Origin of the sequence: Pseudomyxococcus flavus (assembly GCF_050038885.1) — a bacterium.
In the GTDB taxonomy this organism is placed as follows: domain Bacteria; phylum Myxococcota; class Myxococcia; order Myxococcales; family Myxococcaceae; genus Myxococcus; species Myxococcus flavus.
In genome coordinates this window covers 5604379-5625626 of record NZ_CP143624.1, presented here as the reverse complement: position 1 = coordinate 5625626, position 21248 = coordinate 5604379, and the positions used below count along the sequence as shown (strand labels likewise).

Sequence of the window (21248 nt, the reverse complement as noted above, 5' to 3'; positions counted from 1 at the left end):
CGATGTGCGCCAGTCCACGGGCACCCAGAGCGCCAGCGGCGGTAGTATGCGTTGGCCGACCTGGCGCGCGCCGACGGCTTCAAGGACGTCGCCACCCTTGATGATGACCTCGGCCGCCCGGCGAGCGGTGCCGTCGCACGGCCCGGCTTCGAGTCGCTCGTTGCGCAGCTGCGCCAAGGCAGCGTCGGTGCCGGCTTCTGCCTGGAGGCTTCGCGCCTAGCGCGCAACGGCCGTGACTGGCACCACCTGCTGGAGCTGTGTGGCATGGTGCAGGCGCGCGTCGTGGACGAGGAAGGGGTGTATGACCCGAGTCCCCCCAATGACGGCCTGCTGCTCAGCCTGAAGGGCACCATGAGCGAATTCGAGCTCACGGTCATCCGCCGCCGCATGGTGGACGCAGCGCTCGCGAAGGCACGGCGGGGCGAGCTGCGCCTGCCCGTGCCGGTGGACTATGTGTGGAGGCAAGGGACTGGGTTGGAACGCGTGTGAGCTCCTTGAGCCATCAGCGATGCCTTCCTCCTTCGTCAATGTGCTGCGAGGAATCCGCGGTGCGAGCGTATACTTCCAATCCGAGCGTTCCTGCGGCAGGGGCGCTGAAAGGACGAAATAGCATGTTTGCACTGAAGCCCATCACACGCACCTTCGTCGCAATATTATTCATCGCAGGCCCGATGACATGGGCTCGGGAAGCTTCGGCTGCCATAAAAGTAGCGAGCTGGAATATTCAGCTTTTCGGCCAGAAAAAGGCGATGAACGCGGACGTCATGAAGGTCATCGTGGATACCGTCAAGCAGTACGACCTCATCCTCGTACAGGAAATCAGAGATCCGACCGACATCGCGACGACAGCCCTCATGAAGCAGCTCAACGCTGCGACGGGCAACGCATACAGCATTCTCGTGAGCAATCGTCTGGGTCGGGCGAACATGACGGAGCAATACGCATTTATTTACAAGAAGAGTGCGCTCAAGGTGGTCGACAGCTACCACTATGCCGATTCAGCCGACCTATTCGCGCGCGAACCGTTCGTCGTCAGGTTCAACACCACCCAGGCGACCGTGAAGCATTTCTTCGTCGTTCCGCTCCACGCGGAGTCTTCGGCGGCGGTCGCAGAAATTGGCGCCCTGGTCAAGGTCTACGACGACGCCGTAAAGCGCTGGAATCTCAAGAACGGCATCCTCATGGGAGACTGGCAAGCGGGCTGTAGTTACTTTGCCAAGAAACACTGGGAGACGAACCCCCTGCGTTCGGACGCTCGGTTCACCTGGCTCATCGGGGACGACACCAATTCCTCTGTCGGCAAGGCGAGCTGCCCTTATGACCGAGCTGTCGTGGCAGGCGATAAGCTGCGCACGCAGGCCGCGAAGGGTCGCACCGTATACCTGGACACCAAGTTCAATCTGTCCCCGGAAGCAATGAGGTTGGTGAGCGACCACTATCCGATAGAGTTCGAGATCAACTAAGCGAGGCCCTTGAGGTCATCACGGCTTCGGCTCTTCTGCGGGAGCGGCCTTTACGGAGGCCGCTCGGTGACGATACCCGAGGCCGTCGACTTCGCCGACCGCAGCTTCCAGGCCATCGACGGTCCAAAGCCATCGTCGTTGGCGAGCACGTACAGGCCCCAGCAAGCAGCCCGACCGGCGAGGAGGTCTCGCTGCCGTTCGCCACTGCCCGCGCGTTTCAGCCGCCATATGCCCCAGAGGAGGAGTGCCTCCTCGTGAAGGTGTGCCTACCCAAAATTCGGTCGCTGCGTCATTGCGTGCGTCAAGGCGAGTGAGCGAGGCGCCCCGGCCGCACTCGCACCTCCGGTACCTCGGCAGCAGGCCCCTCCTCGTGTGCGGAGTGTGGCTCGCGTCCTCGCTCCTGCAAGGGCAAGCCGGTTGCTCCGGGCCTGTCGGCCCCTTGCACGGGCTGGGGGCGCTCGCCGTCAGGCGCGGTTTCGGTGGGCCTCGAAAAATGCGGCTGGGAGGGCTGCTGCTCGTCCTGCTTCAGGCGATTCACATCCAACCTTCTTACCCTCTCCGCCGGGGGGCCAAGCCCACAGGTTTCAACCTTGGGCCGGGGAACACCGTAAACGCCGCCTTCGCCCGGCTCCCCCGCAAGCCCCTACCCGCCAATTTCCTCCAGGATGCCTTCTCCCGCATGGAGCCCGACCGAGCCCTGGTGCCCTCCGCGCTCGCCACCGCCGCGGCCCACGCGAAGGGGCCGGGCTTCATCCCCGACGCCTGCATCCAGGGCCTGGTCGACCTGAGCGCCCTGGACGAGGTGCGCGGCGCGGGAAAGCAATACGCGCGTGCTACCATCGGTGGATGACAAGCCACATCGCCTGCATCGGAATCCACGCCAACGACAATGCGGCCTTCGGGCACGTTATGGATTCCCTGCTGGAGCACACCTCGACCGCGGGCACGACGCGCGACCACGAGTTGAAGGTAAGGTGTGGTCCGACGCTTCGGGTGCGAGCTACAGCTTCGTCTTCAACCACGCGGGCGAGGTGCAGTGCGCCACCCCGGGCTTCCAAGCGGAGTCGCGCCTGCGGGTCCGCGCCACCGGCTTTGCCGCCCACAAGAGCTGCCGCTATTGCGACCCGCTGGAGGCCGAGCTGGTGGACGCCGAAGGCCACGTCCTCTACCCATTCGCCACGCAGCTCGATGACCTCGTGCTCGTGCGCGAGTGCATCCAGACCGGCATCGTGCTGGAGCTGGCGCCGTGCGCCTTCGCCGAGTCGCTGCAGGCCTGGCCGGACAAGGCGGCCTACGAGGCCTCGCGCAAGCCGGGAAAGGCGTTGCTGGGCTCGCGGTTCTTCATCCCCCGACCCTGCCTCGCTCATGTCGAAGGGCAGCCCTCCTCGGCCCTTCGAGCCCCGAGCCCACTTCACCGGGCACGTCGAGGCCGCGGACGTGCGCACCAACGGCGTCACCGGTCACCCGTTCCAGCACGCCCTCGTGCAGACCTATGGAGGCACCTATGACGCCCTCGCGGCGGCCGACGAGGCGACACCCCGGCTGCGGCCCGGCAACATCGTGAGGGGGACCTTCTGGCTGGTGGCGCGCGTGACGGCGGGGCTGGGCTGAACCCGGCCGCGAGAGTGGCGATGACCTTGCGCAGGAAGGGCACCAGTCCCTTGACGGGGAAGACATCGACCAGCGTCCCCTCGGCCAGTTTCTCCGCGCCCCTCCGTGCGTCACTCCCACAGTTCGCCTGCAGGCGCGTATTGGCGTGCGGGGAGTTTCCCTCCAGGAATGCTGGGCGAGCAGGCGCCCACACGATTCGGCAGGGGCGGAGCGTACGCTTCAGTGATAGGCCATGCTGCCATGTCCGGCGACTCACCTGCCCCCACCTCCGGCGGCTTGCCCACCCTGCACTTTCCCCCCGAGCTCCCCATCTCGAGCCGGGTGGAGGACATCACCGCGGCCATCACCGCCCATCAGGTGGTCATTGTCGCGGGGGCCACCGGCTCCGGGAAGACGACGCAGCTGCCGAAAATCCTGCTCGCCATGGGGCGCGGCCGCCCGCGCCAGATTGGCGTCACCCAGCCCCGGCGTATCGCCGCGACGAGCGTGGCGGCGCGCGTGGCACGCGAGCTCGGCACGGAGCTGGGCACGGACGTCGGCTACCAGATTCGCTTCGAGGACCGCTCGTCCCGGCAGACGGCCGTGAAGTTCATGACCGACGGGGTCCTGCTCGCGCAGATTCACAGCGACCCGCTCCTGCGCCGCTACGACACCATCGTGCTCGACGAGGCCCACGAGCGCAGCCTCACCATCGACTTCCTGCTCGGGTGGCTCAAGCGCATCCTCCCCAGGCGCCCCGACCTCAAGGTGGTGGTGAGCTCGGCCACCATCGAGACCGAGCGCTTCTCGCAGTTCTTCGGGGGGGCTCCGGTCATCCAGGTGGAGGGCCGTACCTTCCCGGTGGACGTGCTCTACGAGCCGCCCCCCGAGGACGCCGAGCTCGCCGACGCCGTCGCCGATGCGGTGGCGAACGTGCTCTCGCTCGACCCCGACGGGGACGTCCTCGTGTTCCTCCCAGGGGAGCGGGAAATCCGCGAGGCCGAGAATGCCCTGAACGCGCGCGAGCTTCGCGGCACGGTGGTGCAGCCCCTGTATGCGCGCCTGTCGGCCGCCGAGCAGTCGCGTGTCTTCGCCACCATCCCCGAGCGCCGGGTCATCCTCGCCACCAACGTCGCGGAGACGTCGGTCACCATCCCGGGGATTGTGTACGTCGTGGACACGGGGGTGGCGCGCCTGTCGCGTTACGAGCCACGCTCGGGCACCACGCGCCTGCATATCGAGCCGGTCTCCCAGGCCAGCGCCGACCAGCGCAAGGGGCGCTGCGGCCGCGTGCGCGAGGGAATCTGCGTGCGCCTCTACGACGAGGTGAGCTTCACCACGCGGCCCGCCTTCACCGACCCGGAAATCAAGCGCACCGGGCTCGCGGGGGTCATCCTGCGGATGAAGTCCCTCGGCCTCGGTGACGTCGAGGACTTCCCCTTCCTCGACCCGCCCCAGCCCAAGGCCATCGCCGAGGGCTGGCGGGTGCTCGAGGAGCTCGGGGCCATCGAGGGCAAGGAGCGCACCTTGACGCCACTCGGGCACCAGCTCGCGCGCTTCCCGGTGGACCCGCGCATCGCGCGGATGATTCTCGCCGGCGCCGAGTACGGGTGCCTGGACGAGGTGCTCATCGTCGCCGCGGCGCTCAACCTGCAGGACCCGCGCGAGCGGCCACGGGAGCTCGCGCAGAAGGCGGACGCGTTGCACGCGCGCTTCCGTGACGAGCACTCGGACTTCACGGGGCTCCTCAAGCTGTGGGCGTTCGTGCGCGAGGCCGAGGGCCGGGGGACGTCCCATCTTCGGCGCGTGTGCCGGGACAACTTCCTGTCCTTCCTGCGGGTGCGCGAGTGGCGGGACGTCCAGCGCCAGCTCGAGGAGACCGTCCGCGAGCTGCGCCTGCCGCGCAAGGGCCGGGGCGCCCCGGCGCGCGGGGACGCCCTGCACCAGGCGCTCCTCACCGGGCTCCTGTCCCGCATCGGCCAGTGGAATCCGGAGCAGCGCCACTACACGGGCGCGAAGCAGACGCGCTTCATGATTCACCCCTCGTCGGCGCTCGCGAAGAAGCCCCCTGCCTGGGTGATGGCGTTCGAGCTCGTGGAGACGTCCCAGCTTTTCGCGCGCACCGTGGCGAAGCTCGACCCGGAGTGGCTCGCCGCGGCGGCCCCCCACCTGCTCAAGCGCAGCTACTCCGAGCCGCACTGGTCGGAGAAGTCCGCGCGCGCCATCGTGAAGGAGAACGCGACCCTCTTCGGGCTCACCGTCTTCAGGGAGCGCCCCGTGCCCCTGGCCAGCAGGGACCCCGCCGAAGCACGGCTGATGTTCCTCGAGCATGCCCTGGTGCGGGGCGAGTACCGCACCCGGGGGGCGTTCCAGGAGAAGAACCGCCAGGTGCTCGAGCGCGTGGCGCGCCTGCGGGACAAGGCCCGGCGCAGCGAGCTGCTCGACAGCGAGGCGATGCTGACCTTCTTCGACAAGCGCGTCCCGGCGGACGTGACGGACGGAGCGGGCTTCGAGGTCTGGCGTCGCAAGGCCGAGGCGGCCGACCCCGACGTGCTCGTCCTCTCGATGGAGGATGCCCTCTCGCACGACCCGGGCCTGTCCCCGGCGCACTACCCGGATGCCATCAAGCTGCATGGCGCGTCCGTGCCGGTGACGTACACCTTCGACCCCGCGGCCGAGGACGACGGCATCACCCTGAGCGTGCCGCTGCTGCTGCTCGCGCAGTTGGTCCCGGGTGAGCTCGACTGGACCATCCCCGGGTGGCAGCGGGAGAAACTCACCGCCCTGCTCGAGCAGCTCCCCCGCGCCCAGCGCAAGCAGCTGGGGCCGTTGCCGGAACTGGTCGACCGTCTCGAAAAAGAACTGGTGCCCTTCCGCGGGCCGCTGATTCCAGCGCTCGCGCGTGCGGTATCCCGCCTGTGCGGCGTGGAGGTGACCGATGAGTCCTTCCGGGCGGATGCCGTGGTGCCGTACCTGCGCATCACGCTCCGGGTACTCGACGAGCGGGGAAAGGAGCTCGCGCGGGGCCGCGACGTCGACGCGCTGCTCAAGCAGCACGGGGGACATGCACGGGCGGCGCTGCGCAGCGCGGCACCGGCTTCGGACTGGGAGCGCAAGGGACTGACGGCCTGGACCTTCGGCGAGCTGCCCTCCGTGGTCACCCGGCGGGTCGGCAACCTCGAGGTCCGCAGCCATCCCGCGCTCGTCGACCGGGGCGCCACCGTGGACCTGGTGCTGCTCGAGACCTCCTCCGCCGCAGACACGGCCACGCGCACGGGGGTCCGCCGGCTCCTGATGCTCGCCGCGCGGGGGCACGTGGCCGTCAGCGCCGCGCGCATGCCGCCTCCCTTCCCTTCTCTGGACGGCGCGCCGCCCGCGCGGGGCCAGGCCGACGCCTTCCGGGCGCTCGTCCTCGCACGCGGCGTCGACGATGCGTTCAAGCTCGCACCGGGCGCGCCGCTGCCCCGCACGAAGGCGGCCTTCGAGGCGCTGCTCCGAGAGGGCTCACCGCGCATCGAGCAGGCGGCCCGGGACTGGGCGAACGCCGTCGTTGTCACCTCCTCGGAGCTCGCCAAGACGCTCGCTGCACTCAAGGCAGCATCCAGGGGGCCGAGCGGCGCGGCGGCCGTGCGGGACATCCGCGCGCAGCTCGAGCATCTGTTCCCCGCGAAGCTCATCGAGTGGATCCCCTTCGTGCGCCTGCTGCACTACCCGCGCTATCTCCGCGCGGCCCAGGCACGGCTGGCGCGTGCGGTGGCGAACCCCGGCAAGGACGCAGGGAAGGCCGCGCCCTTCACCCCCCTGTGGGAGACCTTCCTCGCCAGGCGTGCCACCGTGCGTGACCAGGAGGCCGCGCAGGAGCTGCGGTGGGCCTTCGAGGAGCTCCGAGTGGCCATCTTCGCTCCGGAGGTGACGACGCCCGTGTCGGTGACGGTGGCGAAGGTCGGCGCGGCCCTCTCGGCGCTGCGCTAGGAGCCTGTGGCGGTCATGAGCCAGGAGGCGAGCGCGGACGAGGCAGAGAGCTTGCCGCCGGATTGAGGCGCAGCCGGTCGCTCCGCGGCCGTTGCGTGGAAGAGCTCAAGGAGGTTGCGGGTGGCGCAGATGAGCGCCCACTCCTCAGCGACGGCGGCAGCAGGGAGTCCTGCTGCACATTCCAGGGGCGGTACTTCGTGCTCATGGAGGGCATTGAGGCCCCTCAGCCCCTGCCAGGCGAGGCCCCGTCACGATTACCGCGACAGGCTCCTAGCAGCGCGCCGGGAGCGTCGCGACCACGCGGGCCTCGCGGCGAACCAGCAACAAGACCAGGATGAGGCCCGCTCCAGCCATCGCCGCCCCGGCCAAAGCCACGGCCGGATAGCTGAGGTTGAGGCCGATGACGGCCCCACCGAGGGCCGCGCCAATGGCGTTGCCCAGGTTGAAGGCCCCGATGTTCATGGCCGAAGCCAGGTTCGGCGCGTCACTGGCGGCGGTCATCACTCGCATCTGCAGCGGCGGCACCAAGGCGAAGCTCGCCACACCCCAGAGGAAAATCACCACGGCGGCGGGCGCCTGCCACGGCATGACCCCGGCGAAGACGACCAGCAGTGTGGCGAGGCACGCCAGGGAGACCATCAAGGTACGGTCCACCGACCTGTCGGCGAAGCGCCCTCCCAGCCAGTTGCCGATCGTCAGCCCCAGGCCATAGGTCACCAGCATGGCGGTGACGAAGCCGGCCGAGGCCAAGGTTTGCTCCTTCAGAATTGGAGCGATGTAGGTGAAGACGGTGAACATGGCGCTGGAGCCGATAACGGTCAGGGCCAGGGCGGCCAGGACAGGGCCGCGCCTGAGCACCGCCAATTCGGCCTTCATGACGCCGCTGTCGGCGGAGGGCTCGACCCGGCCGTGCGGCAGGGTCAGGCGGAGCGCAACCATCGCCAGGGCGCCCAGCCCCGCGATGCCCCAGAAGGAGGCGCGCCAGCCCAGGCTCTCGCCTGCCCAGGAGGCCAGGGGAACGCCGGTGATGTTGGCAACGGTCAGCCCCATGAACATGGCCGCGACAGCGCCCGCCCGCCTGTTCGGCGCGACCACGCTGGCCGCGACGATGGCGCCCACACCGAAGAAGGCGCCGTGGTTGAACGACGTCACCACCCGGGCCGCCATCAAGGTCCAGTACTCCGGCGCGAGCGCCGACAGCAGATTGCCCAGGGTGAAAATGCCCATCAGGCCGACCAGCAGGGTCCGGCGCGGCACGCGACCGGTCGTCAAGGTCATCACCGGCGCGCCGACCAGCACCCCGAAGGCGTAGGCGCTGACCAGCAGCCCCGCCGCGGGGATGGAGACGCCGAGGTCGTCGGCGATCACAGGCAGCATGCCCATGGGCGCGAACTCCGTGACGCCGATGCCGAAGGCGCCGACCGCCAGGGCGAGAAGAGGGGGGTTGGGCTTCATCCGCAGGAACCTTTCTCTGCCCCCCGCAGCGACGGTTCGCGACGGGGTGCGTTGTTCTGAGCACGCAAAGATGGCTGGGCCGTCGCGGGCGCGTTAGAGCCCTTCAAAGCCAAGGATTCTTGAGATGAACGCAAAGGTGCAGGTTCAGCCGGGCGGCGCGGATCGGGCGCGAGAGATGGCCATCTTTTCGGCCGTGGCGGCGACCGGCAGCTTCTCGGCGGCCGGGCGTGACCTGAACCTGACCCCATCGGCCGTCAGCCGGACGATCGACCGCATCGAGGCGCGGCTGGGAGTACGACTGATGCTGCGCACGACCCGGGCCCTGACCCTGACGCCCGAGGGGCAAGCCTATCTCGGTGCGGCGCGGCGCATCCTGACGGAGTTGGACGACGCTGAGCAGGCCATCGCCGACCGGGGCGCGCCGCGCGGGCGGTTGAGGGTGAGCGCCTCCCTTGCGCATGGGCGCCTGTGCGTGGTCCCCCTGCTGGGCGACTTCGCGGCGCGATACCCGCACATCCTGGTAGACATCAACTTGACAGATAGGGTGGTCGATATTGCAGCGGGTCAGGCGGACGTCGGCATTCGCTTCGGCCCGCTTGCGGACAGCGGTTTGACCGCGCGCAAGCTCGGCGAAAATCGGCGCGTGATTGTGGCTTCGCCCGACTATCTGGCCCGGCGCGGGACGCCGATGGTTCCCGAAGACCTGCACCACCACAACTGCCTGAACTTCAATTTTCGCCGGGCCGAAGCGGTCTGGCCCTTCGTGCGCGACGGGCGCGAATACAGTCTGTGCGTGAAGGGCTGCATCGAAGCCAATAACGGCGAGACGCTGGGCCAGTTGGCTGCGGCCGGTGTGGGGGTGACGCGGGTCGGCGCCTTCAGCGTCGCAGAAGAGCTACGCTCGGGCCGCTTGGTTCCGCTGCTGGAGCGCTACAATCCGGGCGACGTGGAGAACGTCCACGCCGTCTTTGTCGGCGGCGCCAACTTGCCTGCGCGGGTCAGGGTGTTCGTCGACTATCTGGCCGACGCCCTGCGGTGAGCGGATTGAAAGGCATGTACCGCACCGGATTGTTGAGACACCGGGTTGGCCGTAATCAGGCCGCCTGCTTCGACTGCATCAACTCTTACCGGGCCTCACTCGACGAGAGGAATTTGTGGCGCTCAAGCAGCCAGCGCGAGCTGTGACGGTGGGCGCTGACCAGCAGGCCCGCCACAATTCCTCCACGGTGGCGAAGGTGCGCCCCAAGAGCAGTTGCTCCTTGAGGGTGCGGCGAGGCGGCCCCGGGGCGTACCAGCCTTGCGCTGTGCACTCTGGCCACAGCTGACCGGGACGCCCGCCTATGCCTGTGGGGAACCGGCCGCGGGAGCGCTATCCGCCGGCCGCGGCGGCGCTGGGCGTAGACCTGGAACGGGCCCTGGCAGTGCGCCCACCCGTGCCGGAGCAGCGGGTGGAGGTGGCCCTTTAGCTGGCTCGCAACGGCTGTGGCTGGTGAAATCAGCGCAATAGGGGAACCATGGCCGGTCTATGGACATCCCCTACTTCGGCTCCGGTCCGTACTGCTATTCGAACTCCCTGGCCATGATGCTCGGTGACGATGTTGCCCCCGACGTCGGCATCATCGAGACGGTGACGGGCAGCCCCTTCGGCATGCAACTGACCGGTGGCGTGCTGCCATTTTTCGACCCCTATGGTTGGAACCCCGAGATTGGCATCGAGGACGCACTGGCGGCCCTGGGATGGCGAGCGGATACCATGTACGGGCAGAGTGCTTCCTCAGCGCTGGACTGCCTCGCCTCATGCCTTGCTCGCGGTCCGGTGATGGTCGGTCCGGTCGAGATGGGCTACCTGCGGCACCAGCCCGGCAAGACGGGACCAATCGGCGCGGACCATTACATCGTCGTGCTCGGCATCGATGATGGGCACGTGACGATGCATGATCCGCAGGGATATCCATACGCACGCTTGCCGCTGGCCGACTTCACCCTCGCCTGGCAGGCGGACACCATCGACTACGCCAGGCCGTTTACGATGCGGACGAACTTCACGCAGGTGGCGCGGGTCGACCCGGCGACGGCCGTCCGCGCAGTCATCCCCCGTGCGCTCGACTGGCTGCGCCCGGACGCCTGCCACAACGTCGCGCCAGCCACGGTCGGCAACGAGGATGCGGCGATGGCGCTCGCGGCACGCATCGAAGCCGGCTGCGACGACGGGCTGCGCGGCCACCTCATCCACTTCGCGATCCGAGTCGGCGCGCGGCGCCTCGCGGACGCCGCGAGGTGCCTGCAGCGCGTCGGCCATCCCGCTGCGGCGTCAATCTTGACGAAGCAGGCACAGCTGATCGGGTCGATTCAGCATCCGCTCGTCACCGGCCACGACCGGGCCGCGGCGATGACGCTCCGGGCACTCGCCCCGACCTATCAGGAGCTCAGGGCCGCGCTCGGAGGGGACTGAGCTTCATCGCCCGCGATGGGGTCATCGAGTCCGCATCCGGCAGTGCGCACAGACGGGCGAGCGCATCGGCCCGGCCAGCCAAGAGCAGCCCAGCCAGCCGCCAGCTTCAGATTGGGCGCCCCAGTGCACGGCCACGGGCGCGTAGCTTTGAGCGCCGCCTCCACCGGGCTCCATGGCCACGCACCTTCCGAGTCCAGCACGCGCCACACCCGGCTCAGGGGTGCGCGCCAACGGTGAGGTCGATGTCCCTGGCAGCCCCGGCGCGCAGCACCTTGGCGTGCACGGTCTGGCCCACCCGTTCCGGAGGCAGCTGCGCGAGCAGGTCATCCACCTCTCGCAGTGGCTGCCCCTCGAGCGTGAGCAGCGTGTCACCCGGATGCAGCCCCGCCTCCTCGGCCGGGCCCTCCGGCTCCACGCTCGCGACCTTGAGGCCGCTCCGGGTGCCATGGGCCTTCGCAAGCCGCTCCGGCAGCCGGACGGGGAAGGCCCCCATACCGAGGTAGCCGCTCGACTCGTGTGCGGGCGCCTTCGTGGACGTGGCCTCGGTGCTGGGCGGCGACTTCTTCCCCCCTGGCTTCGCTGCCCCTCGAGCGACCTCGCGCGTTGTGTCCTTCATCGCCTTGCGCGCGCCGCTCGCAACCTTACCGCCCTCGCGCGCTGCGCCCCGGGTCGCCTCTGCGAACGCGCGTGTTGCACCTTGGGCGCTCTTGGCGACCTCGTCGAAGGCGCGTGTTGCATCCTGGGCGCCCTCGGCGACGTCTCGCGCCACTTCCTTCGCCCTCACCGCGGGCGCTCGCGGCGCTCTCTCCTTCACGTCGCGCTTGCGTGGCGCCTCCTGCTTCGGCCCTCCAGCCTTCTGCAGGCGCAGGCGCGCCGCGGCCGGGGGCCGCCCCACTCCACCACCCTGGGTCGCCGTCGACATGCCTTCGCGCAATCGCTCCTTGAAGCCCTCGGCCACACCTCCCGGCGTCGGCGCTCCCCCCGCTTCCCCCCTCAGCAACCGCTGACGTGCTGCGGCTGGGGGCCGCCCCACTCCACCATGGGTCGCCAGGAACATGCTCTCGCGCAATCCTTCTCGGAAGGCCTCGGCCCCTCCCTTCTTGCCCCCCTTCTCCGCCATCTTACGGAGCAGCCGCCCGGCGAGCAGTCCAATGCCCAGCAGCCCGAGGATGGAGCTCCCCGGCCTCTCCTTCAGCTTTTTCTGAGCGGCGCGGAGCCACTCCTCCATCGACGCTTCCTGGAGATAGAGGGTGGTGTCCTGGAGAACGCGGCTTCCCCCCTCGAGCACGGGCTGCGTCAGCACGGTCGGCAACCGCCTGGCCGCGACCGTGAGGAGCCTCGCTCCGGACTGCGCGAAGTTGGCGATGAGCGCCTCGCGCTGCGCCTGTACATCCTGGGGGAGCGTCTCTTGCTGGACGCGCTTGCGCGTGTTCCCGCCGTTCGCAATTCCTTTGACCGAGGCCATGGGTGCTCACACCGCTGACGCACACGCGTGCCGGTCGCGCATGCGTTGTCCGTGGTGAACGTAGACACGACAGGCGGCGAAGTTCAGGGAAGTGAGGCGGCCCCGCTCCTTCCAGGTCGACCTGCCACCTCCCAGGCGATGGGCAGGGGGTCGCCACGCCTGACGAGCCCGCCTCAGGCGATGCGCCGATACCCGCCGACCAGGCATCACCAGCCGGCCCCTATCCGTGCCGCTCCTCTCTGGGCATGGGGCGGGCGGAATCCCCACCTTCGCGTCTTGCCGCTGGGCATGGAGAGGGGGATGCCAGAGCTTTGAATCACGACAGGTGAAGCAATGGCAGAGAAGACGGGCATCAGCGGTGGAGGGTTCCTCGAAGGAATCACCACCCTTGTCACGAAACTGGCGGAGCTCGCGGAGAAGGGCGAACAGCTCCAACGCTCCGGAGAGTTCGGAGCCTCCGACAAGAGGCTCAGGGGCGTCTATGGCTTCAACGTGCGGATCGGAGGAGGCGCACCCGGTCAACCGAGCGGCATTCCGCGCGTGGAGCCCTTCGGGAACATCCGCCAGGATCACCAGACCGGCAAGGCGGTCGTCCACCCCATCCGCGAGCCCCTCGTGGATGTCTTCGAGGAGGGGCCGGGCGTGCTGGTGGTGGCCGAGCTGCCAGGTGTCGACCGCAAGGACATCACGCTGGAGCTCCGCGAAGACATCCTGACCCTGCATGCCGAGCACGGGGCGCTCAAGTACCACAAGGAGGTCCTGCTCCCCAGGCGCTTCACCCGCCGGCAGATGCACACCCGCTGCCGCAACGGCGTCCTCGAGATCCGCCTCACCGCCCAGGAGGAGAGCCGCTCGTGACCGTCGCGACACGGGAACATACGCAGACGCTGCGTGCCGCCGAGGCCCTCGGCAAGGACCTGGGCCGAGGCCTCGCCCGCATGGACCCCGCCGACATGCAGCGGCTGGGGGCGCATATCGGCGACATCGTCACGCTGTCCGGCAAGCGCCGCAGCGCGGCCAAGGTGATGCCCTCCTACCCGGACGCCCGGGGGCGCGGAATCCTGCAGATTGACGGTGTGACCCGGGCCAACACCGGGGTGCAGCTGGACGAGCCGGTGAAGCTGACCCTGGCCCCGGCCCGACACGCCGAGAAGGTCGTGCTGGCGCCCCTGGAGTTCACCCCCGCGCAGCGCGACCTGGCCTACATCGGCACGCTGCTGGACGGACTGCCGGTGGTGAAGGGAGACCGGGTCCGGGCGCTGCTGTTCGGCAGCCGCACGGCCGACTTCCGCGTCGTCGAGACCACTCCCGTGGGGGCGGTGGTGATTCACCCCAACACCCTGCTGGAGGTCGCCAAGGCGCCGCAGAAGGAGAAGGTGACGCACGAGCGGGCGCGCGCTGTCAGCTACGAGGACGTGGGTGGGCTGAAGCGGGAGCTGGGCCGCATCCGCGAGATCGTGGAGCTGCCGCTGCGGTATCCGGAGGTGTTCGAGCGGCTCGGGATCGACGCCCCCAAGGGGGTGCTGCTGTATGGCCCTCCGGGCTGCGGCAAGACGCTGATCGCCCGGGCGGTGGCCAACGAGACGGCGGCGGCGTTCTTCACCATCACCGGCCCGGAAATCATGCACAAGTTCTACGGAGAGAGTGAGGCCCACCTCCGGCAGATCTTCGACGAGGCCCAGCGCAGGGCCCCGGCCATCATCTTCGTGGACGAGATAGACGCCATCGCTCCCCGGCGCGAGAACGTGCAGGGCGAGGTGGAGAAGCGCGTGGTGGCGCAGCTGCTGTCGCTGATGGACGGCCTGGCCCAACGCCGGCACGTCATCGTGCTGGCGGCCACCAACATCCCCAACGTGCTGGACCCGGCGCTGCGTCGCCCGGGGCGGTTCGACCGCGAGATCGCCATCTCCATCCCGGACCGCACGGCGCGCAAGGAGGTCCTCGCCATCCACAGCCGGGGCATGCCGCTGGCGGGGGACGTGGACCTGGACCATCTGGCGGCCGTGACGCATGGCTTCGTGGGCGCGGACCTCCAGGCCCTGTGCCGCGAGGCGGCGATGACCTGCCTGCGCCGGCTGATTCCCCACATCGACTTCGCCTCGGCCGAGATTCCCTATGACGAGCTGATGCAGGTCCAGGTGACGATGGCCGACTTCCAGTCGGCGCTGCACGAGGTGGGGCCCTCGGCGATCCGCGAGGTGTTCGTGGAGACCCCGGACGTCGGCTGGAAGGACGTGGGCGGACTGGGGCAGCTCAAGCAGCGGCTCATCGAGGCGGTGGAATGGCCGCTCCGGTACCCCGAGGAGTTCGCGCGGGCCAGGGTCCGCCCCCCCAAGGGCGTGCTGCTGAGCGGCCCTCCCGGCTGCGGCAAGACGCTGATGGCCAAGGCCGCCGCCCACGAGAGCCAGGTCAACTTCATCTCGGTCAAGGGCCCGGCGCTGCTCAGCAAGTTCGTGGGGGAGTCCGAGAGGGGGGTGCGCGAGACCTTCCAGAAGGCCCGTCAGGCGGCCCCCTGCATCATCTTCTTCGACGAGCTCGACTCGCTCGTGCCGACGCGCTCCGCCGGGGGGATGGACGAGCGCGTCACAGAGAGGGTCGTCAGCCAGTTCCTGTCCGAGATGGATGGCATCGAGGAGCTGACCGGCGTGCTGGTGCTCGCGGCCACCAACCGCGCGGACCTGCTCGACCCTGCGCTGCTGCGCCCGGGACGCTTCGACCTGCTCGTCGACGTGCCGCTGCCGGACCGCGAGGCGCGGCGCGACATCTTCCAGGTCCACCTGCGCGACAAGCCGGTGGAGAAGGACCTCCACCTGGACGTGCTCGCTGCACGCAGCGAGTCCTTCTCCGGCGCCGACATCCAGGCCGTGTGCAACCAGGCCGCCTGGGATGCCGTGCGTCACGTCATCAGCGGCAAGGGAAAGCGCCTCGTCATCACCTCCGAGAGCCTGCTCAGGGCGATCCGTGGGCACAAGGAGGCACGCCGGCCATGAGAGCCCACGCCCATCCCGAGGTGCAGAGGCGCCGCAAGGGCCAGCAGGCACTGTACGTCTATGGCTTCACGCGGGCAGGGGCGGTGGAGCGCTTCTCCGTTCCCGGTGTCAGCGGCGCCGCCGACGTGCGGACGCTGAAGCTGGGGAAACTTGCCGCCATCTACAGTCCTCTCTCGATGGAGGAGTTCCTGGGGCCGGAGGGCGCGGACCACACCCAGGACCTGGAGTGGGTGGCCCCCCGGGCCGTCAGGCACGAGCGCGTGCTCGAGGAGGTGATGCAGTCCTCGCCGGTGCTCCCGGTGAGCTTCGGGGCGATCTTCTCCTCACCGCGAGCGCTGTCCGAGGTGGTCGACGCCCACCGGCAGCAGATCTCCAGCTTCCTCGACGACATCGCCGACAAGGAGGAATGGGCAGTCAAGGTCTACGCCAACGCCCAGCGCCTGCGCGCGCATCTGGAGCAAGCGCCCGAGTTCCGCCAGCGCCTCCAGCGCCTCCCCGAGACTCCCGGCGCGCGCTACTTCCACGAGAAGAAGCTGCAGCGCGAGCTCGACGAGCGCAGCCGCAACGAGGGACAGCGCCTGGCGGCCCACATCCGGGAGGAGCTCGCCCCGGAGGCCATCTCGGTGAAACCCCTGCGCCTGGCGGATCGCGGGCTCTCGGGCCGGAAGGACGACATGGTGCTGAACTCCGCGTTCCTGGTGCACTCCGGGCAGGTGCAGCGGTTCACCCAGCGCGTGCAGCAGCTCGCGGCCCGGTACCAGCCGCAGGGGTTGACGGTGGAAGCGACCGGCCCCTGGCCTCCCTACAGCTTCTGCCCCAGTCTGGAGGAGCGGCCGTGAAGTCCATCATGTACGGCATCCTGGACGCACGGCAGGCAGCGAAGGAAGCGCTGCCGCCGGGGCTGAACCAAGCGCCGCTGAGGGCGTTGAAGCACGGCAACCTGGCCGCGGCCATCTCGCCGGTGGCCGAGGAGCTGGCCTCCTCGGCCGGCATCGAGCAGGCGCTGGAGTACGCCCGGGTGGTGGAGCAGCTGCACCGCCGACTGGCGGTGTTGCCCATGCGCTACGGCTGCTTCGTCCACCACCCCGAACAGGTGGTGGAGTTCCTGCACCGCTACGAGCGGCAGTTCTCGGACGCGCTGGCCCAGGTGGAGGGCTGTGACGAGATGGGTCTGCGCATCCTGTTCCAGGCGTCGGACGTGGCCGAGCCCCCGGAGCAGAAAGGGGCGCCCACCGAGGCGGACACCCAGGCCCGCGGACGGGCCTACCTGGACAACCGGCGTCGCTTCTACGCGCAGCAGACACGTGTGGACCGCGCTACCCGGCGCATGGCGGAGCGGGCGCAGGCGGCCTTCTCCGGGCTGTTCGTCCGCTGCACCTGGGACCATGCCGCTCGCCCAGACGGGCAGCTGCTCTCCATGGCCTTCCTGGTGGAGCGCCCAAAGCTCGCCGAGTTCCGGCAAGCCTTCCTTCGCTTCCAGAAAGACTGCCCCGGCAAGGTGATGTGCAGCGGCCCGTGGCCCCCCTACGGCTTCGTGGCAGACCTGGCAAAGCCTGCCGTCGCAGCCCTCGCCGAGCTGGAGCGCTTCCAAGAGAAAGGATGAATACGTCATGGCAAATGTCTCAACTTCGACCGGGAACTCCTCGACGGCCGACGTCATCGACCGGATCCTGGACAAGGGCATCGTGGTCGATGCCTGGGTAAAGGTCTCGCTGGTCGGCATCGAGGTGCTCTCCATCGAGGCACGCGTCGTGATCGCTTCGGTCGAGACCTACCTCAAGTACGCCGACGCCATCGGCCTCACCGCCGCTGCGGCTGCGCCTGCCGCGGTCTGAATCTCGACCTGAACAGGACAGGACAACGTCATGCCACGCGCCAAGACTCGACACGAGAAGTCCACCCCGGAGGGCCGCTACCTGTACGCGGTGGTTCCGGTAGAGGTGGTCGACTCGCTGAACCTCGACACTCCCGGCATCCAGGATGCAGACGTGCACCCGGTGACGTCCGGAAAGCTGGCGGCCATCGTCAGCAACATCGAACAGCAGACGCTTCGACCGGAGCGCAAGCTCCTCAGCACCCACAGCGCGGTGCTGCGCCAGGTGATGGACCAGGCGCCGATGCTGCCGGTCGCGTTCGGCATCATTGCCGGCAGCGAGCGGGAGGTCCGGAATCTGCTGGCCGAGCACGCGAACGACTTCCTCACGCAGCTCCGTGCGGTGAGTGGGAATGTGGAGCTGGGCCTTCGGATCCGGCTCACCGACCCCAGTGCATTCGGGTACTACGTCAACGCCTTCCCCGAGCTCAAGGCGATGCGGGACGACCTCTACCGCGAGGGGGAACCGTCGCGCGAAGAGAAGATCGAGCTGGGGAAGTACTTCGTCGACCTGCTCAACGGCTTCCGTGAGGCGACCGCCGACAAGGTGCTCGATGGAATCGAGTCCGTGGCAAGCCAGATCGTGGTCAACGAACCGCGCAATGAGTCGGAGGTGGTAAATCTGGCCGCGCTGGTGCCACAAAAGAAGGTCAACGCCTTCAACGCGGCCGTGGAGAAGCTGGGCGCGACGCTGCCCGAGAACTTCCAGGTGGACGTGACCGGCCCCTGGCCGCCGTACAACTTCACCCATCTGCGAATCCACTTCGAGCAGGTGGAGGAAGCAGCGCAGGGGGCACCTTGATCATCCTGGACGACATCCTGATGGCCCCTGTCCGGAGCATCTCGTGGATCTTCCGCTCGGTGCACAAGGCCGTACAGGACGAACAGGCCAAGGAGCAGACCGACCTCCGCACTCGCCTGAGCGACCTGTACCGGGAGCTCGAGCGCGGCGAAATCACGGAGGAGCAGTTCGACGAGCAGGAGTCGCAGCTGCTCGACCGCCTGGACGCGTTGAAGGAAGCGCAGGAGGGGGCAGGGCCTGCGACTCCTGAAACAGGCCCTGGAGGTGAGAACAGATGAACGGGCAGGCGACGACACCCGAGGCACAGCAGGAGCGCGCCTCGGTGTTGGAGCTGCTGGACCGGGTGCTCAACAAGGGCGTGGTCATCAGCGGTGACCTGGTGATTTCGGTGGCCGACGTGGACCTCATCTACCTGGGCCTGCGGCTGCTGTTGACCTCGGTGGAGACGGCGCTGGAGGTGGGCACCCTTCCCGAACATCCGCAGCGCTTGCAGTGAGGCGGGGTGAACCATGGCAGTCGAGGGCGCACCACAGGCGGTGGAGGAGCTCGCCCGAGCGTTGGAGCCAACGAAGCCGCCCAAGCTGGAACTGGACGAGGAGAACGTCCAGGCCGGGCTGGTGCGGCTGGTGCTCGCCGTCGTCGAGCTCATCCGCCAGCTGCTGGAGAGGCAGGCGCTGCGCCGGATCGACGCAGGCTCACTGAGCGAGGAGCAGATTGAAAGGCTGGGCGTCACCTTCCTGCGCCTGCAGGAGCAGATGGATGCCCTGAAGAAGCAATTCCACCTGACGGACGAGGACCTGAATCTGGACCTCGGGCCGCTGGGCACGACGCTGTGAGGCTGGCCGAGCAGCGGACAGAGAGCGAGGAGCCATGGCCCAGATCGACGATCGCATGACGACGCCCCCTCAGCGACACTACCCGCCCACCTCGACCCGCAGCAGCTCCGTGGCAGACATCCTCGAGCGGGTGCTGGACAAGGGCATCGTCATCACCGGGGACATCAAGATCAATCTGACGAACGTCGAGCTGCTGACCATTCAAATCCGACTGATCATCTGCTCGGTGGAGCGGGCGCAGGAGATGGGCCTGGACTGGTGGACGACCAACCCCAACTTCAGCTCCCGTGCGCGACAGCAGCTCTCGGCGGCTCAGGCGCCCGCGGCGGCTCCGGCCCCACGTGTGACGCCCAAGCCCTCCCCCAGGCCCAGGCGCGCGCCCAAGGCCAAGAAGGTATAGGGAGGGGCCGAGGAGGCCTCGGGGAACGGACGGGAACGCGAACTGCGCCGTGGGGCCGCCCATGAGCTCCCAGCCCACCCGCCCCCTCTTCCTCTACTCCGTTCAGGAAGTGCGAAGGCTGCTTCTGGCGCCACTCCAACGCACCGCGCCCTCGCTCGCACAAGTCCTGACGTGGAGTCGCTGGCGCGCCGCCATTACCAAGCTATCGCCATGCGCTGCCACTACCGGGCGCCAGGCGCTCGCCTCAAAACACGTCCGTAGGATTGGCCCCGAGCCCGACTTCCCGCTCCGGGTTACCACGCGTCGGCTGAACAAGGCGCCAAATGAGGGGAGCCTTCAGCCCTGCCCCCTCCCGACGAATGACACAAGATTCGGGCGTTGCGACGACCAGTTGAATCCACCGCGTCCATGCCTACCTGCACGCTCGCAACGCCCCGCGGTGTGCCAGTCCTATCCTCCGCAAGGACCATTTGCGGCGCGCCGCCTGAGCGCGTGCGAGATTCGTGATCGGGCGTTTAGTGGGATGACGGAGGCGGATCTGCGAAAGTTGCTGAGAGAGCGAATTGGAAAGGGGTACGCAGACTTGGAGGATAGCACTACGTTCACGGTGAAGGTCACGTCTGCGTCCAAAGCAGCCCTGCTTGGTGGGGGAAAGAATTTATCGAATATCTCCGAAATGAGTCCAAGCGAGCTCAGGCGCACGACAAGGAGGACAGCACTGGCGCGGCCATCCTCGTGGATCTGACATGGATCATGAGCCAAGAGGGGCAGGAAGCTTTCGTGAATGCCGCTTCGTCTCGCACTGGATTTTTGGGTCTGTTTGGTCCCCACGACGTGAACGGGGCTTCAGCCGCGTCGGTCATTGCACATGAGCTTGGTCATACATGGGGGGGGTACTGGAAAAATCACCGAGCTGGGCCCGCTGAGAACAAGGCAGCCTCCTTGCGCTGGGAGAACGCGGTGAGGCCACAGCCGTGGGTCCCACAGTCGCTGAATGTGCCGAGCATTGGCGCCCCCCGCAGGAGGCATTGACAATGAATAAATGGCTTGTCGCTGCCGGGGCCTGCGCTACGGTTCTGTGTGCGTCTTGCCTTCGCAGATCCGAAGCACCGTACCATCCTCGCGAGTATGGAATACATTACGAGTGTGTGCTCTTCGGTGACTGTGAAGAGCCTCTGCAGTATATAGAAGCCAGGCGCGACGAAAGAGTTTATCGCTCTTGTGAGCGTGTTTGCGCCACTGATGCGGACTGTCAGAAGGGTTTCGGCTGCGGCTCGCTCATGGGGACCCCTGCACGGATCTGTCTCGAACGGTTTCAGGACGGGACGCTTCTTCCACGCCACTTCGATTCCTGACGGGACTTCGGAACTCCCAACCAGAAAAAGCGCAGGGGCGCAAATCGCCACGCGCTCAGTCCTGTAACTCCCCTTTCGGACGTTGGTCCGAAAGGGGTGATGACGGACGGAGGCAGTGCTCGGCGGCATTCGCGCGCGGGAGGAAGATGAGATTGGGGCAGACCAGCGCGGAGGGCTCAGGCAGAATCAGCGGCGCGGCGATGCTTCCACTCGCAGGATAGCAATTGGTTGAGGCGGGACTGAGCATGGGATTGCACGCGCAGCAAGACCTCCGAGAGGTACGCGTCGGGTGTGGCGCCATTGACCGCTCGGATGGTTACCAATCCCCTTCAGGGAAGTTACCGAAGGGAGAAGGCTGTTACGCCATGATGAGACAGGAGGCTTCCCATGGCGTGGCAGCCGAGGAATCTGATAGCTCCCCCAAGCAGGTGAGGAGGAGGCGAGCGTGGCGCTTGAAGCAGCGGCCAGCAAGGAGCCGATGAAGGAGAGGCCGGCGGGAGTGGACTGGGCGGAGGTGCTCAAGAGGACGTTCGACTTCGACGTATTCGCCTGCGTGAGGTGTGGAGGCCGGCGGCGGCTCTTGGCGTACGTGAAG

Annotated in this window: 19 protein-coding genes; 17 read left to right on the top strand and 2 right to left on the bottom strand. The window is 68.0% G+C overall.

The window, feature by feature from the left end; translation table 11 throughout:
* Nucleotides 1–51 precede the first annotated feature (51 nt).
* From VZL07_RS23445 to hrpA, 5 genes are all read left to right on the top strand, one after another.
* Nucleotides 52–489 carry a recombinase family protein gene (locus tag VZL07_RS23445; protein ID WP_426749839.1) on the top strand — a complete coding sequence of 146 codons (438 nt, stop codon included), beginning with the start codon at nucleotides 52–54 and terminating at the stop codon, nucleotides 487–489.
* Between the two features lie 122 nt (nucleotides 490–611).
* Nucleotides 612–1463, top strand: coding sequence for an exonuclease/endonuclease/phosphatase family protein (locus VZL07_RS23440; RefSeq protein WP_426749838.1), 852 nt, complete (start codon nucleotides 612–614; stop codon nucleotides 1461–1463).
* A 679-nt stretch (nucleotides 1464–2142) separates the two neighbouring features.
* Nucleotides 2143–2313 carry a hypothetical protein gene (locus VZL07_RS23435; protein WP_426749837.1) on the top strand — a complete coding sequence of 57 codons (171 nt, stop codon included), beginning with the start codon at nucleotides 2143–2145 and terminating at the stop codon, nucleotides 2311–2313.
* Nucleotides 2314–2828: 515 nt separating this feature from the next.
* Nucleotides 2829–3074 (top strand): hypothetical protein, encoded by a 246-nt coding sequence (locus tag VZL07_RS23430; RefSeq protein ID WP_426749836.1) that lies wholly within the window; start codon nucleotides 2829–2831, stop codon nucleotides 3072–3074.
* A 240-nt stretch (nucleotides 3075–3314) separates the two neighbouring features.
* The gene (hrpA, locus tag VZL07_RS23425; protein WP_426749835.1) at nucleotides 3315–7025 is read left to right on the top strand and encodes an ATP-dependent RNA helicase HrpA; all 3711 of its coding nucleotides are present in this window, start codon (nucleotides 3315–3317) and stop codon (nucleotides 7023–7025) included.
* Between the two features lie 270 nt (nucleotides 7026–7295).
* Here hrpA and VZL07_RS23420 read toward each other — a convergent pair whose 3' ends face one another.
* Nucleotides 7296–8480 (bottom strand): MFS transporter, encoded by a 1185-nt coding sequence (locus VZL07_RS23420; protein ID WP_426749834.1) that lies wholly within the window; start codon nucleotides 8478–8480, stop codon nucleotides 7296–7298.
* Nucleotides 8481–8604: 124 nt separating this feature from the next.
* Here VZL07_RS23420 and VZL07_RS23415 point away from each other — a divergent pair, with 124 nt between their 5' ends.
* Together VZL07_RS23415 and VZL07_RS23410 are read left to right on the top strand one after the other, a co-directional pair.
* Complete coding sequence (locus VZL07_RS23415) at nucleotides 8605–9519, top strand: LysR family transcriptional regulator (protein WP_426749833.1); 915 nt, start codon at nucleotides 8605–8607, stop codon at nucleotides 9517–9519.
* A 486-nt stretch (nucleotides 9520–10005) separates the two neighbouring features.
* Nucleotides 10006–10932, top strand: a complete 927-nt coding sequence (locus VZL07_RS23410; protein WP_426749832.1) for a hypothetical protein — start codon at nucleotides 10006–10008, stop codon at nucleotides 10930–10932.
* Between the two features lie 214 nt (nucleotides 10933–11146).
* On the opposite strand, the gene VZL07_RS23405 is transcribed toward VZL07_RS23410, so the two are convergent.
* A complete protein-coding gene (locus VZL07_RS23405) occupies nucleotides 11147–12397 on the bottom strand; it encodes a PDZ domain-containing protein (protein ID WP_426749831.1) in 1251 nt (416 codons plus the stop codon).
* Between the two features lie 333 nt (nucleotides 12398–12730).
* Here VZL07_RS23405 and hsp20 point away from each other — a divergent pair, with 333 nt between their 5' ends.
* From hsp20 to VZL07_RS23355, 10 genes are read left to right on the top strand one after another with little or no spacing between them, the layout of a single operon-like run.
* Nucleotides 12731–13255: an archaeal heat shock protein Hsp20 gene (gene hsp20 / locus VZL07_RS23400; RefSeq protein WP_426749830.1), complete on the top strand. Its 525-nt coding sequence runs from the start codon at nucleotides 12731–12733 to the stop codon at nucleotides 13253–13255.
* Entirely contained in the window at nucleotides 13252–15387 is a 2136-nt protein-coding gene (locus VZL07_RS23395; protein ID WP_426749829.1) for a CDC48 family AAA ATPase, read from the top strand. Before hsp20 ends, VZL07_RS23395 begins: the two co-directional genes overlap by 4 nt.
* The gene (locus VZL07_RS23390) at nucleotides 15384–16226 is read left to right on the top strand and encodes a GvpL/GvpF family gas vesicle protein (RefSeq protein ID WP_426749828.1); all 843 of its coding nucleotides are present in this window, start codon (nucleotides 15384–15386) and stop codon (nucleotides 16224–16226) included. The genes VZL07_RS23395 and VZL07_RS23390 overlap by 4 nt, the downstream gene beginning before the upstream one ends.
* Entirely contained in the window at nucleotides 16223–16990 is a 768-nt protein-coding gene (locus VZL07_RS23385; RefSeq protein WP_426749827.1) for a GvpL/GvpF family gas vesicle protein, read from the top strand. The genes VZL07_RS23390 and VZL07_RS23385 overlap by 4 nt, the downstream gene beginning before the upstream one ends.
* Nucleotides 16991–16997: 7 nt before the next feature.
* Nucleotides 16998–17222 (top strand): gas vesicle structural protein GvpA, encoded by a 225-nt coding sequence (gene gvpA, locus VZL07_RS23380; RefSeq protein ID WP_426749826.1) that lies wholly within the window; start codon nucleotides 16998–17000, stop codon nucleotides 17220–17222.
* 30 nt (nucleotides 17223–17252) lie between these two features.
* Nucleotides 17253–18062, top strand: coding sequence for a GvpL/GvpF family gas vesicle protein (locus VZL07_RS23375; RefSeq protein WP_426749825.1), 810 nt, complete (start codon nucleotides 17253–17255; stop codon nucleotides 18060–18062).
* Nucleotides 18059–18340 carry a gas vesicle protein GvpG gene (locus VZL07_RS23370; RefSeq protein ID WP_426749824.1) on the top strand — a complete coding sequence of 94 codons (282 nt, stop codon included), beginning with the start codon at nucleotides 18059–18061 and terminating at the stop codon, nucleotides 18338–18340. The genes VZL07_RS23375 and VZL07_RS23370 overlap by 4 nt, the downstream gene beginning before the upstream one ends.
* Complete coding sequence (locus VZL07_RS23365; RefSeq protein WP_011552834.1) at nucleotides 18337–18558, top strand: gas vesicle protein; 222 nt, start codon at nucleotides 18337–18339, stop codon at nucleotides 18556–18558. The genes VZL07_RS23370 and VZL07_RS23365 overlap by 4 nt, the downstream gene beginning before the upstream one ends.
* Before the next feature lie 13 nt (nucleotides 18559–18571).
* Nucleotides 18572–18898 carry a gas vesicle protein K gene (locus tag VZL07_RS23360; protein ID WP_090488917.1) on the top strand — a complete coding sequence of 109 codons (327 nt, stop codon included), beginning with the start codon at nucleotides 18572–18574 and terminating at the stop codon, nucleotides 18896–18898.
* Nucleotides 18899–18932: 34 nt separating this feature from the next.
* On the top strand, nucleotides 18933–19298 hold the full coding sequence (locus VZL07_RS23355) for a gas vesicle protein (RefSeq protein WP_426749823.1): 366 nt from the start codon (nucleotides 18933–18935) through the stop codon (nucleotides 19296–19298).
* Nucleotides 19299–21248: the final 1950 nt, after the last annotated feature.

Coding starts and splice junctions, on each gene's coding strand:
- VZL07_RS23440 (WP_426749838.1), top strand. CDS start 612: ATGTTTGCACTGAAGCCCATCACACGCACCTTCGTCGCAATATTATTC.
- VZL07_RS23435 (WP_426749837.1), top strand. CDS start 2,143: ATGGAGCCCGACCGAGCCCTGGTGCCCTCCGCGCTCGCCACCGCCGCG.
- VZL07_RS23430 (WP_426749836.1), top strand. CDS start 2,829: ATGTCGAAGGGCAGCCCTCCTCGGCCCTTCGAGCCCCGAGCCCACTTC.
- hrpA (WP_426749835.1), top strand. CDS start 3,315: ATGTCCGGCGACTCACCTGCCCCCACCTCCGGCGGCTTGCCCACCCTG.
- VZL07_RS23420 (WP_426749834.1), bottom strand. CDS start 8,480: ATGAAGCCCAACCCCCCTCTTCTCGCCCTGGCGGTCGGCGCCTTCGGC.
- VZL07_RS23415 (WP_426749833.1), top strand. CDS start 8,605: ATGAACGCAAAGGTGCAGGTTCAGCCGGGCGGCGCGGATCGGGCGCGA.
- VZL07_RS23410 (WP_426749832.1), top strand. CDS start 10,006: ATGGACATCCCCTACTTCGGCTCCGGTCCGTACTGCTATTCGAACTCC.
- VZL07_RS23405 (WP_426749831.1), bottom strand. CDS start 12,397: ATGGCCTCGGTCAAAGGAATTGCGAACGGCGGGAACACGCGCAAGCGC.
- hsp20 (WP_426749830.1), top strand. CDS start 12,731: ATGGCAGAGAAGACGGGCATCAGCGGTGGAGGGTTCCTCGAAGGAATC.
- VZL07_RS23390 (WP_426749828.1), top strand. CDS start 15,384: ATGAGAGCCCACGCCCATCCCGAGGTGCAGAGGCGCCGCAAGGGCCAG.
- gvpA (WP_426749826.1), top strand. CDS start 16,998: ATGGCAAATGTCTCAACTTCGACCGGGAACTCCTCGACGGCCGACGTC.
- VZL07_RS23375 (WP_426749825.1), top strand. CDS start 17,253: ATGCCACGCGCCAAGACTCGACACGAGAAGTCCACCCCGGAGGGCCGC.
- VZL07_RS23365 (WP_011552834.1), top strand. CDS start 18,337: ATGAACGGGCAGGCGACGACACCCGAGGCACAGCAGGAGCGCGCCTCG.
- VZL07_RS23360 (WP_090488917.1), top strand. CDS start 18,572: ATGGCAGTCGAGGGCGCACCACAGGCGGTGGAGGAGCTCGCCCGAGCG.
- VZL07_RS23355 (WP_426749823.1), top strand. CDS start 18,933: ATGGCCCAGATCGACGATCGCATGACGACGCCCCCTCAGCGACACTAC.